Annotated in this window: 16 protein-coding genes; 11 read left to right on the forward strand and 5 right to left on the reverse strand. The window is 68.2% G+C overall.

Annotated features, from left to right (window positions below):
• Positions 1-56 precede the first annotated feature (56 nt).
• From AC1DQJ_RS02360 to AC1DQJ_RS02380, 5 genes are all read left to right on the forward strand, one after another.
• Positions 57-302: a hypothetical protein gene (locus AC1DQJ_RS02360; RefSeq protein ID WP_477599884.1), complete on the forward strand. Its 246-nt coding sequence runs from the start codon at positions 57-59 to the stop codon at positions 300-302.
• Entirely contained in the window at positions 299-1,276 is a 978-nt protein-coding gene (locus AC1DQJ_RS02365; RefSeq protein WP_477599885.1) for a KpsF/GutQ family sugar-phosphate isomerase, read from the forward strand. The genes AC1DQJ_RS02360 and AC1DQJ_RS02365 overlap by 4 nt, the downstream gene beginning before the upstream one ends.
• Before the next feature lie 88 nt (positions 1,277-1,364).
• Entirely contained in the window at positions 1,365-2,864 is a 1,500-nt protein-coding gene (locus tag AC1DQJ_RS02370; RefSeq protein ID WP_477599887.1) for a phosphomannomutase/phosphoglucomutase, read from the forward strand.
• 90 nt (positions 2,865-2,954) lie between these two features.
• Positions 2,955-4,259, forward strand: coding sequence for a UDP-glucose dehydrogenase family protein (locus AC1DQJ_RS02375; RefSeq protein WP_477599889.1), 1,305 nt, complete (start codon positions 2,955-2,957; stop codon positions 4,257-4,259).
• A gap of 3 nt (positions 4,260-4,262) precedes the next feature.
• Positions 4,263-4,787: a DUF6886 family protein gene (locus AC1DQJ_RS02380; RefSeq protein WP_477599891.1), complete on the forward strand. Its 525-nt coding sequence runs from the start codon at positions 4,263-4,265 to the stop codon at positions 4,785-4,787.
• 117 nt (positions 4,788-4,904) lie between these two features.
• Here the strand turns inward: AC1DQJ_RS02380 and AC1DQJ_RS02385 are convergent, their stop codons facing one another.
• The gene (locus AC1DQJ_RS02385) at positions 4,905-5,060 is read right to left on the reverse strand and encodes a hypothetical protein (protein WP_477599893.1); all 156 of its coding nucleotides are present in this window, start codon (positions 5,058-5,060) and stop codon (positions 4,905-4,907) included.
• 260 nt (positions 5,061-5,320) lie between these two features.
• Here AC1DQJ_RS02385 and AC1DQJ_RS02390 point away from each other — a divergent pair, with 260 nt between their 5' ends.
• Genes AC1DQJ_RS02390 through AC1DQJ_RS02400 form a run of 3 tightly spaced genes read left to right on the forward strand, consistent with a single transcriptional unit; the run spans position 5,321 to position 7,936 of the window.
• Positions 5,321-5,998 (forward strand): DUF969 domain-containing protein, encoded by a 678-nt coding sequence (locus AC1DQJ_RS02390; protein ID WP_477599895.1) that lies wholly within the window; start codon positions 5,321-5,323, stop codon positions 5,996-5,998.
• A complete protein-coding gene (locus AC1DQJ_RS02395; protein WP_477599897.1) occupies positions 5,995-6,945 on the forward strand; it encodes a DUF979 domain-containing protein in 951 nt (316 codons plus the stop codon). Before AC1DQJ_RS02390 ends, AC1DQJ_RS02395 begins: the two co-directional genes overlap by 4 nt.
• Positions 6,923-7,936: a DUF2891 domain-containing protein gene (locus AC1DQJ_RS02400; protein ID WP_477599899.1), complete on the forward strand. Its 1,014-nt coding sequence runs from the start codon at positions 6,923-6,925 to the stop codon at positions 7,934-7,936. Before AC1DQJ_RS02395 ends, AC1DQJ_RS02400 begins: the two co-directional genes overlap by 23 nt.
• Positions 7,937-8,045: 109 nt before the next feature.
• On the opposite strand, the gene AC1DQJ_RS02405 is transcribed toward AC1DQJ_RS02400, so the two are convergent.
• Together AC1DQJ_RS02405 and glmM are read right to left on the reverse strand one after the other, a co-directional pair.
• The gene (locus AC1DQJ_RS02405; RefSeq protein ID WP_477599901.1) at positions 8,046-9,059 is read right to left on the reverse strand and encodes an adenosine deaminase; all 1,014 of its coding nucleotides are present in this window, start codon (positions 9,057-9,059) and stop codon (positions 8,046-8,048) included.
• Positions 9,059-10,411, reverse strand: a complete 1,353-nt coding sequence (gene glmM, locus AC1DQJ_RS02410) for a phosphoglucosamine mutase (RefSeq protein WP_477599903.1) — start codon at positions 10,409-10,411, stop codon at positions 9,059-9,061. The genes AC1DQJ_RS02405 and glmM overlap by 1 nt, the downstream gene beginning before the upstream one ends.
• A gap of 111 nt (positions 10,412-10,522) precedes the next feature.
• Between glmM and glmS the strand changes: the two genes are divergently transcribed.
• Entirely contained in the window at positions 10,523-12,340 is a 1,818-nt protein-coding gene (gene glmS, locus AC1DQJ_RS02415; protein ID WP_477599905.1) for a glutamine--fructose-6-phosphate transaminase (isomerizing), read from the forward strand.
• Between the two features lie 4 nt (positions 12,341-12,344).
• Here glmS and AC1DQJ_RS02420 read toward each other — a convergent pair whose 3' ends face one another.
• Positions 12,345-12,653 carry a hypothetical protein gene (locus AC1DQJ_RS02420; RefSeq protein WP_477599907.1) on the reverse strand — a complete coding sequence of 103 codons (309 nt, stop codon included), beginning with the start codon at positions 12,651-12,653 and terminating at the stop codon, positions 12,345-12,347.
• A gap of 187 nt (positions 12,654-12,840) precedes the next feature.
• Here AC1DQJ_RS02420 and AC1DQJ_RS02425 point away from each other — a divergent pair, with 187 nt between their 5' ends.
• Positions 12,841-13,710 carry a UTP--glucose-1-phosphate uridylyltransferase gene (locus AC1DQJ_RS02425; RefSeq protein ID WP_477599909.1) on the forward strand — a complete coding sequence of 290 codons (870 nt, stop codon included), beginning with the start codon at positions 12,841-12,843 and terminating at the stop codon, positions 13,708-13,710.
• 9 nt (positions 13,711-13,719) lie between these two features.
• Positions 13,720-14,580 (forward strand): SDR family oxidoreductase, encoded by an 861-nt coding sequence (locus AC1DQJ_RS02430; RefSeq protein WP_477599910.1) that lies wholly within the window; start codon positions 13,720-13,722, stop codon positions 14,578-14,580.
• Positions 14,581-14,727: 147 nt separating this feature from the next.
• Here the strand turns inward: AC1DQJ_RS02430 and AC1DQJ_RS02435 are convergent, their stop codons facing one another.
• Positions 14,728-15,471: an alpha/beta fold hydrolase gene (locus tag AC1DQJ_RS02435; protein WP_477599912.1), complete on the reverse strand. Its 744-nt coding sequence runs from the start codon at positions 15,469-15,471 to the stop codon at positions 14,728-14,730.
• Positions 15,472-15,512 lie beyond the last annotated feature (41 nt).

The raw sequence follows: 15,512 nt of genomic DNA on the forward strand, positions 1-15,512 counted from the left end.
CGCGAGCGTCAAGGTCCGCTGGCTCCGGAGGGCGGCGCTGGCTATATGAGCAGATCATGTCCGATCGCCTGTTCTTTCCGCTGATCGCCGCGCTGTTCCTGGCCCTGGTGGCGCTGGGCGCCGTCTGGCCCCAGGGCCTTGGCTCGCGCTCGCCGGGTCCGTTCGGCCACACCCCCGTACAGCAGACCGCAAAGGTGCAGGCCGCCATGAAGCGCGAGACCGAAGCCTCCGAGGCGCGCCTGAAGGCCGCGCGCGAGGCTGTCGCCGACATCCAGACCCAGAAGCTCAGCCCGACAAAATGACCGACGCAGCCACCATCCAATTCGACGCGGTCGCCGTGGGCCGCCGCGTGCTGAGCGCCGAGGCCGACGCCCTGCGGCTGCAGGCCGACACCCTGGGCGAGGCCTTCGCCGAGGCGGTCGACCTGCTCTACAACGCCAAGGGCCGGGTCATCCTGACCGGGATCGGCAAGTCCGGGCACGTGGCCAAGAAGATCGCCGCGACCTTCGCCTCGACCGGCGCGCCGGCCTTCTTCGTGCACGCCAACGAGGCCAGCCACGGCGACCTGGGCATGATCGCCGACGGCGACGTGATCCTGGCGCTGTCGAAGTCGGGCCAGAACTCAGAGCTGGCCGACGTGATCGCCTATTCGCGCCGCTTCCATATTCCGCTGATCGCGGTGACCGGCTCGACCGAAAGCCCGCTCGGCCAGGCGGCCGACGTGGTGCTGCTGCTGGCCGACGCGCCGGAGGTGACCTCCGAGGTCAAGGCCCCGACCACCTCGACCACCTTGCAGATCGCGCTCGGCGACGCGCTGGCGGTGTCGCTGCTGGAGCGCCGCGGCTTCACGGCGAAGGACTTCAAGATCTTCCATCCCGGCGGCAAGCTGGGCGCCATGCTGCGCACGGTCGGCGACCTGATGCACGGGGCCGACGAACTGCCGCTGGTCGGCATGGACACCCCGATGTCCGAGGCCCTGCTGATCATGACGGAGAAGGCGTTCGGCATCATCGGCGTCACCGACGCCAGCGGCGCGCTGAGGGGCGTGATCACCGACGGCGACCTGCGCCGGCACCTCGATGGGTTGCTGACCCACAGCGCCGGCGAAGTGATGACCCCTGGCCCGAAGAAGACCGCGCCGCCGCAGATGCTGGCCGCCGAGGCCCTGGCGCTGATGAGCGATCCGCTGCCCATGGTCACGGTGCTGTTCGTGGTGTCGGACGGCAAGCCGGTGGGAATTCTGCGGGTGCACGACCTGGTGCGCGCCGGCGTTTGACGAACGTCTGTCGGTCACGCGCGTTCGGATGGCCTTAAGGGTCGTCGGCTTTTAAGAGTGGCCTACGCGTAGAGATAACGGAGTTACGATGCTGCCCACCCCGCGCGCCGACCTCACGCCCAACACCTTGGAATACGAGGTCGCCCCGCTGGTGAAGGCGACCGGCTTTCGCGAATACGACGCGCGCTGGCTGTTCGGGCCGGAGATCAACCTGCTGGGCGTCGAGGTGCTCGGCCTGGGCCTTGGGACCTACATCCAGGAACTCGGCCAGACCAAGATCGTGGTCGGGCATGACTACCGCTCCTATTCGCTGTCGATCAAACAGGCGCTGACCGTGGGCCTGCTGTCGGCCGGGTGCGAGGTGATCGACATCGGCCTGGCCCTGTCGCCGGTCGCCTATTTCGCGCAGTTCGCGCTCGACGCCCCGTGCGTCGCCATGGTCACCGCCAGCCACAACGAGAACGGCTGGACCGGCGTGAAGATGGGGGCCCAGCGCCCGCTGACCTTCGGCCCCGTGGAAATGGGGCGGCTCAAGGAGATCGTGCTCGGCGGCCAGGGCGTGGTCCGGGCCGGCGGGTCGCTGACCCATGTGCAGGGTTTCGCCGAGACCTACATCGCCGACGTCTCCGCCCGCGTGGCGATCAAGCGGCCGCTGAAGGTGGTCTGCGCCTGCGGCAACGGCACGGCCGGGGCCTTCGCGCCCGAGGCGCTGCGCCGGATGGGCGTCGAGGTGGTCGAGATGGACTGCGATCTCGACTGGAACTTCCCGCGCTACAACCCCAACCCCGAAGACCACGAAATGCTCAAGGAGATGGCCAAGGCCGTCCGGGAGCATGGCGCGGACCTGGCGCTCGGCTTCGACGGCGACGGCGACCGCTGCGGGGTGGTGGACGACACCGGCGAGGAGATCTTCGCCGACAAGATCGGCCTGATGCTGGCCCGCGACCTCTCGGCCCTGCACAAGGACGCCACCTTTGTCGTCGACGTGAAGTCGACCGGCCTGTTCGCCACCGATCCGGTGCTGAAGGCCAACGGCGCCAAGACCGTCTACTGGAAGACCGGCCACTCCTACATCAAGCGCAAGACCGCCGAGCTGGGCGCTCTGGCCGGGTTCGAGAAGAGCGGCCACTTCTTCTTCAACGACCCGATCGGCCTGGGCTACGACTGCGGCCTGACCGCGGCGGCGGCGGTGCTGGCCATGCTGGACCGCAATCCCGACAAGAAGCTCTCGGAGCTGAAGGCGGCGCTGCCGATCGCCTACACGTCCCTGACCATGTCGCCGCACTGCCCCGACGAGGAGAAGTACGGCGTAGTCGACGAGGTGGTCGCCGAGTACGAGGCCCTGGCCAAGGCCGGCGGGACCATCCTTGGCCGCAAGATCGTCGAGGTGATCACGGTCAACGGCGTGCGCGTGGCGTTGGAGGACGGCTCGTGGGTGCTGGTCCGCGCCTCGTCCAACAAGCCCGAGATCGTGGTGGTCGTGGAGAGCACGCAGTCGGAAGCCGACATGCGCGCCCTGTTCCGCGAAGAGGTGAAGCCGCGTTTGGCCAAATGGCCACAAATCGGCGCCTACAATCAGGAAGTCTGATTCGGGTCGGCGACGGCCCTCCCGCCGCAATTGCCCGCGCGCGCGCGGCGTGGTGAAAGGCGGGACGCGAACCGTTCGTAAGGATACCCCATGCACGTCACGATGATCGGCACCGGCTATGTGGGCCTGGTGAGCGGGGCCTGCTTCGCCGACTTCGGGCACACCGTGACCTGCATCGACAAGGACGCCAGCAAGATCGAGCGCCTGCGCGCCGGCGGCATCCCGATCTATGAGCCCGGCCTGGAGAATCTCGTCGCCCAGAACGTGAAGGCCGGGCGGTTGTTCTTCGACACCGAGGCGGCTGAAGCCGTGAAGAAGGCCGACGCGGTGTTCATCGCGGTGGGCACGCCGTCGCGGCGCGGCGACGGCCATGCCGACCTCTCCTACGTCTACGCGGCGGCCGAGGAGATCGCCGGCCAGATCGACGGCTTCACCATCATCGTCACCAAGTCGACGGTTCCGGTCGGCACCGGCGATGAGATCGAGCGGATCATCAAGGCCAAGCGGCCGGACGCCCAGTTCGCCGTGGTCTCCAATCCGGAGTTCCTGCGCGAAGGCGCGGCGATCGAGGACTTCAAGCGGCCCGACCGCGTGGTCGTCGGCATCGAGGACGAGCGCGCCCGCCCGGTGATGACCGAGCTCTACCGGCCGCTGTACCTCAACGAGACGCCGATCGTGTTCACGGGCCGGCGGACCAGCGAGTTGATCAAGTACGCGGCCAACGCGTTCCTCGCCATGAAGATCACCTTCATCAACGAGATGGCCGATCTCTGCGAAGCGGTCGGCGCCGATGTTCAGCAGGTCGCGCGCGGCATCGGCCTGGACAAGCGGATCGGCGGCAAGTTCCTGCACGCCGGCCCCGGCTACGGCGGCTCCTGCTTCCCGAAGGACACCTTGGCCCTGGTGCGCACCGCAACCGACGCCGGATCGCCGGTGCGGCTGATCGAGACCACCGTCCAGGTGAACGACAGCCGCAAGAAGGCCATGGCCGCCAAGGTCTCCGACGCCCTGACCGGTGATCTGGCCGGCAAGACGGTCGGCGTGCTGGGCCTGACCTTCAAGCCCAACACCGACGACATGCGCGATGCGCCGAGCCTGGACATCGTGCCGGCCCTGCAGGCCATGGGCGCGCAAGTGCAGGCCTTCGATCCGGAAGGGACCCACGAGGCGCGCCAACTGCTGCGCGACGTCGACTTCAAGGCCGACCCCTACGAGGCGGCGGCCGGCGCCGACGTGCTGGTGATCATCACCGAGTGGGACCAGTTCCGCGCCCTCGACCTCGACCGCGTGAAGCTGCTGATGAAGGCCCCGGTGCTGGTCGACCTGCGCAACATCTACCGCCCTGAAGAGGTGCGCAGCCGCGGCTTCAAGTACGCCTCAATCGGCCGCGCCTGAGCGATGCCGACGCCGCGCCTCTTCCACGTGAGCGAAGAGGCCGGCATCGAGCGCTTCGTTCCGCGCCCGCCTCCCTCTCCGGACGCCGGAATCGTCGGCGACTGCGTGTTCGCGGTGGACGAGGATCATCTCGTCAACTTCCTGCTGCCTCGCGATTGCCCTCGGATCACCTTCCGGGCGGGGCCGCAGACCACGGCCGAAGACGCCGCGCGCTTCCTGGCCGGCGCCGAGAAGGTGGTGGCGTTCGAGGCGGCCTGGCTCGACCGGGTGCGGGCCTGCGCCCTTCGGCTCTATGAATTGCCGCCGGAAACCTTCAGCCTTGCGCTGCCGGAAGCCGGCTATTGGATCTCAAGGGAAACGGTGCGTCCGACGGAGGAGCAGGCGCGGACCAATCTCATCGACGCCGTGATCGAAGCGGGCGCGGAAGTGCGCATCCTCCAGGACTTCTGGCCGCTGTGCGACGCGGTGGCCGCGTCCAGCCTGAAGTTCTCCATCATCCGCAAGCGCAACGCCTTACCCAGAGCGTGACAGCTTCAAGTGGAAGCCGGTTGAATCGACCGTCACGCTCTAGCTATTGAAGATAGACCCTTTTTTGTCCGATTCAGGTGATCCCACCTGAATCGGAAAGGGTCTAGGCGCTGAACGTCAGCCCGTCAGGATGTGGATCAAGGTGTTGCCGATCCAGAGCGCGCCCGCCCAGAAGGCAATGGCTAGGACGGCGACAAAGGCGAGGCAGGCGATCGAGGTCAGACCCCGAGCAGTGCCCCGCGAGACGCCCCCGAAGGCGACGTTCCGTGGCATGTTTCGCTCCCAGACTTTTTATCGATCCACGCCGGTCGAGCGACATGGTCAACAAGAGGCTGACACGAATTTACCCGTCTGCAAAGTCCTGCGGCCTCTTACAATAAATACGCGCAAGAAAAGAGTTTGATCCCAGCACCACCTTCACTGTGGATAAGTTCTCGAGGCGCCGCGCTTTGCGCAATTGCAGCGCTTGCGGACATGGCTAGAGTTCGCCGCTTCCGCGCCCGTCGGCGCCGGAACCAAGGGGGCCCTAGAGCTTGCTTTCGCTGATCGGCATCGCCGTTGTCGTTGTGGGCTTCATGGCCCGCCTCAATCCGCTTCTGGTGGTCACCGTCGCCGCGCTGGTGACCGGGGTGGCCGGCGGCCTTGGTCCAGTCGAGGTCGTCGAGACCTTCGGCAAGGCGTTCAAGGAAAACCGCTATGTCAGCGTGGTCTGGGTCGTGCTGCCGGTCATCGGTCTGCTGGAACGGGCCGGCCTGCAGGAGCGCGCTAAAACCCTGATCTCGAGGGTGCGTTCGGCGACCACCGGGCGCCTGCTGCTGCTCTATTTCGTGCTGCGCCAGATCACAGCGGCGCTTGGCCTGACCTCGCTCGGCGGCCACGCCCAGATGGTCCGGCCGCTGATCGCGCCGATGGCCGAGGCCGCCGCCGAGACCCATCACGGCCCCCTGCCCGACCAGACCCGCCAACTGATCCGCGCTCACACCGCCGCCGCCGACAACATCGCCCTGTTCTTCGGCGAGGACATCTTCATCGCCATCGCCTCGATCCTGCTGATCAAGGGCTTCCTCGAGCAGAACGGAATCCTCGTCGAGCCGCTGCAGCTTTCTGTCTGGGCGATCCCGACGGCGATCATCGCCCTGCTGGTGCACGGTACCCGGCTGATGCTGCTGGATCGCCGGCTGGCCCGCACCCTGGCCGAGGCCCGCTCATGATCGGGCTGGAGGTTCTCTACGTCATCGGCGGCGCGTTCTTCGCAGCCATCGCCGTGCTCAGCGCCCGCGACGCCAGCAATCCCAAACGCTGGAAGAACACCGCCTTCTGGGGCCTGTTCGCAGTCAGCTTCCTGTTCGGCTCGCACCTTCCGGACCTGGCCAACGGCCTGGTGGTCATCGCCATGGTGATGGTCGCCGGCTTCGGCGGACTAGGCCGCGGCGAGCCGGTCACCACCACTCCGGCCGAACGCGCCGAGAGCGCCGAGCGGCTCGGCAACCGCCTGTTCCTGCCGGCCCTGGCGATCCCGGCCACGGCGCTGCTGGGCACCTTCGCCTTCAAGCGACCGGAGCTGGCCGGCCTGGTCGATCCCAAGCAGGCGACGCTGGTTTCCCTGATCCTGGGCGTGTTCGTGGCCCTGGCGATCGCCATGCCGATGCTGCGCGCCAAACCCGCCGCGCCACTGCAGGAGGGCCGGCGACTGCTGGACACCGTCGGCTGGGCGGCGGTGCTGCCGCAGATGCTGGCGGCCCTGGGCGCGGTGTTCGCCGCCGCCGGGGTCGGGACCGCGATCGGCCAGATCGCCAGCCAATGGCTGCCCGACGGCAGTCAGCTGGCGGCGGTGGCGGCCTATACTTTCGGGATGGCGATCTTCACGATGATCATGGGCAATGCGTTCGCGGCGTTCCCAGTGATGACCGCCGGGATCGGGCTTCCGCTTATCGTTCAAAGGTTTGGCGGAGATCCGGCGATCATGGGGGCGATCGGCATGCTGTCGGGGTTCTGCGGGACGCTGATGACGCCGATGGCGGCCAACTTCAACATCGTCCCGGCGGCGCTGCTGGAGCTCAAGGACCGCAACGGCGTGATCCGGGCTCAGGTCCCGACCGCCATCCTGCTGCTGCTCGCCAACACGGTGCTGATGTATGTCCTCGTCTTCCGTTTCTGAGCTCAATCAAGAGCTTGGCGAGCAGTTCGCGCGGCTCGCCCTTGGCCACGTAACCAAGCCGTACCCGTACAAGCTGGACCAGGTGCTGGCCGGCGACGCGGACGTTCTGCCGCCGCGGGTGCTGCATCCGATCTTCCACGGCAGCTTCGACTGGCACTCCTGCGTGCACGGCTACTGGCTGCTGGCGACCCTGCTCCGGCAGGTCGCCGACCTGCCTGCCGCTGGCGAAATCCGCAGCCTGTTCAACGAGATGATCACGCCCGAGAAGGTCGCCGGCGAGTTGGCCTATCTGGCGCGGCCGACCAGCGGCGGTTTCGAGCGCCCCTACGGATGGGCCTGGCTGCTGATGTTGGGGGCCGAACTGGAGCGCCACGAAGACGCCGAATGGGGCGCAACCTTGCGCCCGCTGGCCCGCGCCTTCGCCGATCGGTTCAAGGCCTTCCTGCCCAAAGCGACCTATCCGATCCGCACCGGAACCCATTCCAGCACGGCCTTTGCGCTCGCCCTGGCCAGCGAATACGCCGCGCAGGTCGGTGACCGCGAACTGGCCCAATTGATCGAAACCACGGCCCGCGGCTGGTACCTCGGCGACGCCGGCGCCCAGGCCTGGGAGCCGAGCGGCGACGACTTCCTGTCCCCGACTTTGGTGGAAGCCGAGTGCATGAGACGGCTGCTGCCATCGGCAGATTTTCGGCTGTGGTTTTCCAGGTTCCTGCCGAACGCGGCCGAGCGTCAGCCGGCGACGCTGTTCACCCCCGCCACCGTCAGCGACCGCAGCGACGGCAAGATCGCCCACCTCGACGGCCTGAACCTGTCGCGCGCCTGGTGCTGGCGCTCGATCGCCAAGTCGCTGGCCCTGAACGACCCGGCCCGGCGGGTGGTGTTGGCCTCGGCGGACGAGCACCTGGCCTCAGGACTGGAGCACGTGGCCGGCGACTATATGGGCGAGCACTGGCTGGCGACCTTCGCGCTGCTGGCGCTGAAGGCTTGATCAGTTCCTCCCCCGGCGCGAAGCGCGACGGAGTGGGACAGCTGAGTCAGCAAGCCCCCTCAGTCAGCCATTCGGCTGACAGCTCCCCCAGTGGGGGAGCAACTAGGGGTCAGTTCGCCGCCACGTAGGCGTCGATCTGCGCCAGGTGGGCGGCGATCTCGTCGGGGGCGAGGAACGAGCCGGTGAAGCTGTTGCGGGCCAGGGTGACCAGCTCGTCGCGGGTCAGGCCGAGCGCCTGGGCGGTCTCGATCCAGTTCTGGGCCAGGTAGCCGCCGAAATAGGCCGGGTCGTCGGAATTGACCGTGGCGCGCAGGCCAAGGCCGAGCATCTGCTTGAGCGGGTGCGCCGTCAGGTCGTCCACTACGCAGAGCTTGAGGTTCGAGAGCGGGCAGACGGTCAGGGTCATGCCCTGGCGCACAAGCCGCTCGGTCAGGGCGTCGTCTTCCAGCGAGCGGTTGCCGTGGTCGATGCGGTCGACCTCCAGCATGTCGAGCGCCTGGTAGACGTAGTCGGGCGGCCCCTCCTCGCCGGCATGGGCGACCACCTTGAGGCCGAGCTTGCGGGCGGCGGCGAAGACACCGGCGAACTTGGACGGTGGATGGCCGACTTCCGAGGAGTCCAGGCCGACCCCGACGATGCGGTCGAGATAGGGGCCCGCCTGCTCCAGGGTTTCGAAGGCGGCCTCTTGGGAGAGGTGGCGCAGGAAGCAGAGGATCAACTTGGAGGTCAGGCCCAGCTCCTGCTCGGCCTGGTCCATGGCCGAGAACAGGCCCTCGGCGACGACCGCGAACGGCACGCCGCGATCGGTGTGGGTCTGGGGATCGAAGAAGATCTCCGCATGGCGCGCGCCGTCTGCGGCGACCCGCCGGAAATAGGCCATGGCCAGGTCGTGAAAGTCGGCCTTGGTCAGCAGCACCTGGGCGCCCTGGTAGTAGATGTCCAGGAAGTCCTGCAGGTTGGAGAAGGCGTAGGCGGCGCGCACCTCTTCGACGCTGGCGAAGGGCAGCTTCACGCCGTTGCGCTGGGCGAACTCGAACATCTGCTCGGGCTCGAGGCTGCCCTCGATGTGCAGGTGCAGTTCGGCCTTGGGCAGGCCGCGGATGAAGGCGGCCAGGTCGCCCATCAGGCCGCCGCCTTCTTCACCGCGCCGACGATCTCCTTGACCACCTGGCTGACCAGCTTCTCGTCGTCGCCCTCGGCCATGACCCGGATCAGCGGCTCGGTGCCGGAGGCCCGGACCACGATGCGGCCCGTACCGTTCAGGCGCTGCTCGGCGGCGGCAATCACGCCCTTCACGGCGTCTGTCTCCAGCGGCTTGCCGCCGGCGAAGCGGACGTTCTCGAGCAGTTGCGGCACAGGCTCGAATTGGCGGGCCAGCTCGCTCATCGGCTTGTCGGAATCCTTGAGGACCGCCAGCACCTGCAGTGCGGCCAGCAGGCCGTCGCCCGTGGTCGAGAAGTCGGACAGGATCATGTGGCCGGACTGTTCGCCGCCGAGGTTGAAGCCCCCTTCGCGCATGCGGGCCATGACGTAGCGGTCGCCGACCTGGGTGCGTTCGAGCTTCAGGTTGCGGGCGGCCAGGAAGCGTTCGAGGCCGAGGTTCGACATCACCGTCGCCACTACGCCGCCGCCCTGCAGGCGTTCGCGCTTAGCCCAGTAGTCGGCGATCAGAGCCATGATCTGGTCGCCGTCGACCACGTGACCCTTCTCATCGCAGATCACCAGGCGGTCGGCGTCGCCGTCCAGCGCGATGCCGACGTCGGCGCGGAATTCCTTCACCGCCCGGGCGATCGCCTCGGGATGGGTCGAACCGCAGTCCTCGTTGATGTTGGTGCCGTCGGGATTGACCCCGATCTTGATGACCTCGGCGCCCAGTTCGTAGAGCACCACCGGGGCGACCTTGTAGGCCGCGCCGTTGGCGCAATCGATGACGATGCGCAGGCCGGCCAGCGACAGGCGGCGGGGGAATGTCGCCTTGGCGATCTCGACATAGCGGGCCTGGCTGTCGTCGACGCGGGCGACGCGGCCGAGCTCGGTCGGCGCGGCCAGACCTTCGGCCAGGCCGGCGTCCATGAACGCCTCGATCTCAAGCTCGCGCTCGTCCGACAGCTTGTAGCCGTCCGGGCCGAACAGCTTGATGCCATTGTCGGTATAAGGGTTATGCGAGGCCGAGATCATCACGCCGAGATCGGCGCGCAGGGAACGGGTCATCATGGCCACGCCCGGGGTTGGCATAGGGCCCAGCAGGCGCACGTCCATGCCGACGCTGGCAAAACCGGCGACCAAGGCCGGTTCGACCATGTAGCCGGAGAGCCGGGTGTCCTTGCCGATCACCACCAAGTGGCGGCGCTCGTCCTGGGACATGAACAGCTTGCCGGCGGCCAGGCCGACCCGCAGGGCGACCTCGGCGGTCATCGGATGGCTGTTGGCCAGGCCGCGGATGCCGTCGGTCCCAAAGTAGGCGCGTTTGGTCATTCGTGTTCCCGAAACGATACGAAACTCAGATTTAGTCGACGCCGCGTTTGCGAATGCTAAAGGCGGCGCAGGATTATCACGCCTTAGAACGGCAAAAGGAACTGCGCGGGCATGTGCGGCATCATCGGCATCGTCGGGAAGACCGGGGTCCAGGACCGTCTGATCGACAGCCTTAAGCGGCTTGAGTATCGGGGCTATGACAGCGCCGGCGTCGCCGGCGTGGTCGACGGCAGGGTCGAACGCCGCCGGGCCAAAGGCAAGATCCGCGCGCTCGAGGACGTGCTGGCGGCCGATCCGCTGAACGCCACGGTCGGGATCGGCCACACCCGCTGGGCGACCCACGGCGGGCCATCCGAGCGCAACGCCCACCCGCACAAGGCCGGCAAGGTGACGCTGGTGCACAACGGCATCATCGAGAACTTCGCCGAACTGCGCCGCGAGCTGGAAGCCGCCGGCCGCGTCTTCGAGAGCGAGACCGACACCGAGGTCATCGCCCAGCTGCTGGATTCCGAGCTGGCCACCGGCCTGGAGCCGCTGGCGGCGTTGAAGGTCACCCTGGACCGGCTGACCGGCGCCTATGCGCTCGGCGTGCTGATCGAGGGCGAAGAGAACCTGGTGATGGGCGCCCGCCGCGGCAGCCCGCTGGTGGTCGGCTACGGCGACGGCGAGATGTTCATCGGATCGGACGCCCTGGCGGTCGGTCCCTTCACCAACAAGATCGCCTACCTGGAAGAGGGCGACTACGTCGCCATCGACCATGCCGGCGCCCGCATTTTCGACGAGAACGGCGAGCCCGCTATCCGCAAGCTGCAGGTGGTCTCCGCCTCCGCCGCCCTGGTCGAGAAGGGCAACTACCGGCACTTCATGGAAAAGGAGATCCATGACCAGCCGGACGCGGTGCAGCGCACGCTGTCGGCCTATCTGGACCCGGTCTCCGGCAAGGCTTCCGCGCCCGGCGGGATCGATTTCACCAAGATCGATCGGCTGCAGATCGTCGCCTGCGGCACCGCCTATTACGCCGGCCTGATCAGCCGCTACCTGTTCGAGCGCCTGGCGCGCCTGCCGGTGGACATCGATGTGGCCTCGGAGTTCCGATATCGCGAGCCGCCGGTCACGGCGGCCACCCTGGCGATCGTGGTTTCGCAGTCCGGCGAGACTGCCGACACCCTGGCGGCGCTGCGCTGGTGCAAGGCGCAGGGGCTGAAGACCGCCGCAGTGGTCAACGTCCATGAATCGACCATGGCCCGCGAGGCCGACGTGCTGTTCCCGACCCATGCGGGTCCGGAGATCGGCGTCGCCTCGACCAAGGCGTTCACCGCCCAGGTCACCGCCCTGGCGGCCCTGGCCGTGGCGGCGGCCGCCGCGCGCGGGCATATCGACGCCGCCGAAGAGGCGCGGCTGTCAAAGCTGCTGCTGGAGGCTCCGCGCCTGATCGCCGAGTCGATCAAGTGCGAAGAGGCGATCCGCGCCCTGGCGCCGGAACTGGCCAAGGCCCGGGACGTGCTCTACTTCGGCCGCGGCGCGATGTCGGCGTTGGCGCTGGAAGGCGCTCTGAAGCTCAAGGAAATCAGCTACATCCACGCAGAGGGCTATGCCGCCGGGGAACTGAAGCACGGCCCGATCGCGCTGATCGACGAGGCCACGCCGGTCATCGTCATCGCGCCATCCGACGCGCTGTTCGAGAAGACCATGTCGAACATGAGCGAGGTCATGGCCCGCGGCGGCCCGATCCTGCTGATCACCGACGCCGAGGGCGCGCGCCATGCGCCCAAGGGCGCCAAGGTCATCGTGGCCCCGACCTGCGATCCGCTGATCGCGCCGCTGGTCTTCTCCGCGCCCATCCAGCTGCTGGCCTATTACGTGGCCGTCCAGAAGGGCGCGGATGTCGATCAGCCGCGCAACCTGGCCAAGTCGGTGACCGTCGAGTAGCGGCCTACTTGGCCGGCGGCGTCGTCGCCGGCGCGGCCGGAGCATCGACCGGCGGCGGGGTGGCGGCCATCGAACCGGTCGCCGGCGGCGTCGAGGACATCATCGAACCGGTGGCGGTCGGCGGCTCGGTCGGCTGGGTGGTGGCCATGGCGTTCGTGCCCGGCGTGGCCCCCATGGTGTCGGACGGGACGGTCGTGGTGTCGGCCGCGGTGTCGGCGGCCGGGGTCGCCTCTTCCGCCTTTTTGCCGCAAGCGGCCATGGTCAGCGACAGCGCGGAGACCGTCGCCAAGGCGGTGATGGTGCGAAGTTTCATGGGATGCCCTTCTCGAGAAGAATAGGTGGCGCGCCCTGAACCGTTCACGGCCTCGTGAGTTCCGAAGACCGCCGACGAAACAGGCTGGAAACCCCGCTTGGGCTTTAGACCAATACGGAATCACCTGTGCGGAACGGTGGATTTCGCGCATCCCGTCGTCTAGTCGGGGAATGTACGGGAGGGTTGCATGAGCAAACGCGTGCGCAAGGCGGTGTTGCCGGTGGCGGGTCTGGGCACCCGTGTGCTGCCGGTCGCCCGCGCGACCCCCAAGAACCTATTGAACGTCTTCGACCGCCCGATCCTGTCCTATGTGGTCGAGGAAGCGCGGGCCGCCGGGATCGAGCACCTGATCTTCATCACCGGCCGCGGCCAGGGCGCGATCGAGGACTATTTCGACGGCGCGCCGGAGATCGAGAGCGCTCTGGAGGAGAAGGGCCGGACCGAGCTGCTGGCGCAGGTGCGCCGGGACATGCTGCCGCCCGGCATGACCAGCTTCGTGCGCCAGGTCTCGCCGCTGGGGCTGGGCCACGCTGTCTGGTGCGCCAAGGACATCATCGGCGACGAGCCGTTCGCGGTGATCTTGCCCGACATGCTGATGTCGGCGCAGACCCCGGCCCTGGCGCAGGCGGTGGCCGCCTATGAGCAGGTCGGCGGCAACATCGTGGTGGTCGAGCCGGTGCCCGACAGCGAGACCCACAAGTACGGCATCGTCGCCCTGGACGGGCGCGAGGGCCGGCTGAACCGGATGACGGCGATGGTCGAGAAGCCGCCGCAAGGATCGGCGCCCTCGAACCTGATCATCTCCGGCCGCTACATCCTGCAGCCTGAGATCTTCCCGCTGCTGGAGCGGCAGGGAAAGGGCGCGGGCGGCGAGATCCAGCTCACCGACTCGATGATCGAGCTGATGAGGGCCCAGGACTTCCACGCCTTGGAATACGAGGGGACCACCTTCGACTGCGGCGACAAGATCGGCCTGCTGAAGGCCAACATCGCCTTCGCCCTGCAACGTCCCGAGTTCGCCGACGCCGCGCGCCGGGCGATCGCGGAACTGCTCTAGGACGCGGCGATGCGCCTCTTCGTCTATGGCTTCGGGTTCGCCGGCCAGGCCCTGGCCCGGCGGCTGATGGCCAAGGGCTGGGAGGTCAGCGCCACCTATCGCACCCCCGAGGCCGCCGAGGCCATGCGCGCGGCAGGCGTCGATCCGGTTCCAGCCGAGGACAAGGAGGCGGTCGCGGCGCGACTGGCCGACGTCCAGGCGCTGCTGGTCACGCCGCCGCCGGGGCCGGAGGGCTGCCCGGCGCTGCAGGTTCTGGTTCCGGCCCTGGCCAAGGCCGGGGCGTTTCCGGACTGGATCGGCTACCTCTCCACCACCGGGGTCTATGGCGACCGACGCGGCGGCTGGGTGTTCGAAGGCAGCCGGCTGGCGGCGCATTCGCCCGAGGGCGCGCGGCGGGTCGCGGCCGAGCGCGACTGGCTGGAGGTCGGGCGCGGCATGGGCCTGACGGTCACCATCCATCGGCTGCCCGGCATCTACGGTCCCGGTCGCTCGGCCTTCGACCGGCTGCGCGAGGGCCGCGCGGTGCGCTACGCCGCGCCCAGCCACGTGTTCAGCCGCATCCACGTCGAGGACCTGGCGGCGGGGCTGGAGGCCTCAATCGCCCGGCCGCGGGCCGGCGGCGTCTACAATCTCTGCGACGACGAGCCGGCGCCCAACAGCACGGTGATCGCCCACGCCGCGCAGCTGCTGGGCATTGAGCCGCCCGCCGAGCGGCCGCTGGACATCGAGGCGATGGCCCCGCAGGCGCAGCGTTTCTACACCGAGACCAAGCGGGTCTCGAACGCCCTCGCCAAGGCCGAGCTCGGCTGGCGGCCGGCCTACCCGACCTATCGCGAGGGCCTGGCGGCGGTTCTAGCGGCGGGGGGCTGACCCTCTAGTTCCTCCCCTCACGGGGGAGGTGGATCGTCGCTTCAGCGACGAGACGGAGGGGGACGACCGATCGTAGTCAAAGTCCCCCTCAGTCAACCATTCGGCTGACAGCTCCCCCAGAAGGGGAGCAACTATAGTCTCTTAGCCTCACCCGAGATCTTCGAGCGCGGCGATCAGGCGGGCGAGATCCTGCGGTCGCGAAAGGCGGTGGTCGCCGTCCTTGATCAGGCTAAAGACCACGTCGTGACCGCGGATCGCCTGGGCCAGCTCCAGCGCGTGGCGCCAAGGCACGTCGGGGTCCTCGCCGCCCTGCAGGACGCGCACCGGGACGTCGATGTTGACCGGGCCAGGCAGGATCGACCAGCGCGCGCCGTCCTCGATCAGCTCACGGGCGATCGGATAGGGCTCGCCGTACTCGGAAGGGCGCAGCCAGACGCCGGTCGCTTCCATCTGGGCGCGGTCGGCGGGGGTCATCTCCGGAGCCATCAGCTTCTCGGTGAAGTCGGGAGCCGGGGCGATCAGCACCATCGCCGAGACCCGCTCGGGCGCGGCGCCCGCGACCAGGCAGGAGATCCAGCCGCCCATCGACGAGCCGACCAGGATCGCCGGCCCTTCGACCAGCTCGTCCAGCACCGCCAGGGCGTCGGCGCGCCAGCGGGTGATCGTGCCCTGGGCGAAGTCGCCCTCGGACTCGCCGTGGCCGAAATAGTCGAACCGGACATAGGCCCGGCCGCGCTCCAGCGCCCAGTCGGCCAGGGCCTGGGCCTTGGTTCCGGCCATGTCGGACTTGAAGCCGCCCAGCCAAACCACCGCGGGACCGGCGCCCGCCACCCGCCGCCAGGCCAGCTTGGTCCCGTCCGGCCGGGTCAGGAATCCTGTGGTCTCGCTCATGTCAGCCTCGATTGCGCGCGCTTCTGACGTGCATAGCGCGC

Source organism: Phenylobacterium sp. P4_E10, from assembly GCF_056401675.1.

What these genes read in the sequence shown, in the direction of transcription:
- AC1DQJ_RS02360 (WP_477599884.1), top strand. Translation starts at nt 57, where the DNA reads ATGTCCGATCGCCTGTTCTTTCCGCTGATCGCCGCGCTGTTCCTGGCC.
- AC1DQJ_RS02365 (WP_477599885.1), top strand. Translation starts at nt 299, where the DNA reads ATGACCGACGCAGCCACCATCCAATTCGACGCGGTCGCCGTGGGCCGC.
- AC1DQJ_RS02370 (WP_477599887.1), top strand. Translation starts at nt 1,365, where the DNA reads ATGCTGCCCACCCCGCGCGCCGACCTCACGCCCAACACCTTGGAATAC.
- AC1DQJ_RS02375 (WP_477599889.1), top strand. Translation starts at nt 2,955, where the DNA reads ATGCACGTCACGATGATCGGCACCGGCTATGTGGGCCTGGTGAGCGGG.
- AC1DQJ_RS02380 (WP_477599891.1), top strand. Translation starts at nt 4,263, where the DNA reads ATGCCGACGCCGCGCCTCTTCCACGTGAGCGAAGAGGCCGGCATCGAG.
- AC1DQJ_RS02385 (WP_477599893.1), bottom strand. Translation starts at nt 5,060, where the DNA reads ATGCCACGGAACGTCGCCTTCGGGGGCGTCTCGCGGGGCACTGCTCGG.
- AC1DQJ_RS02395 (WP_477599897.1), top strand. Translation starts at nt 5,995, where the DNA reads ATGATCGGGCTGGAGGTTCTCTACGTCATCGGCGGCGCGTTCTTCGCA.
- AC1DQJ_RS02400 (WP_477599899.1), top strand. Translation starts at nt 6,923, where the DNA reads ATGTCCTCGTCTTCCGTTTCTGAGCTCAATCAAGAGCTTGGCGAGCAG.
- AC1DQJ_RS02405 (WP_477599901.1), bottom strand. Translation starts at nt 9,059, where the DNA reads ATGGGCGACCTGGCCGCCTTCATCCGCGGCCTGCCCAAGGCCGAACTG.
- glmM (WP_477599903.1), bottom strand. Translation starts at nt 10,411, where the DNA reads ATGACCAAACGCGCCTACTTTGGGACCGACGGCATCCGCGGCCTGGCC.
- glmS (WP_477599905.1), top strand. Translation starts at nt 10,523, where the DNA reads ATGTGCGGCATCATCGGCATCGTCGGGAAGACCGGGGTCCAGGACCGT.
- AC1DQJ_RS02420 (WP_477599907.1), bottom strand. Translation starts at nt 12,653, where the DNA reads ATGAAACTTCGCACCATCACCGCCTTGGCGACGGTCTCCGCGCTGTCG.
- AC1DQJ_RS02425 (WP_477599909.1), top strand. Translation starts at nt 12,841, where the DNA reads ATGAGCAAACGCGTGCGCAAGGCGGTGTTGCCGGTGGCGGGTCTGGGC.
- AC1DQJ_RS02430 (WP_477599910.1), top strand. Translation starts at nt 13,720, where the DNA reads ATGCGCCTCTTCGTCTATGGCTTCGGGTTCGCCGGCCAGGCCCTGGCC.
- AC1DQJ_RS02435 (WP_477599912.1), bottom strand. Translation starts at nt 15,471, where the DNA reads ATGAGCGAGACCACAGGATTCCTGACCCGGCCGGACGGGACCAAGCTG.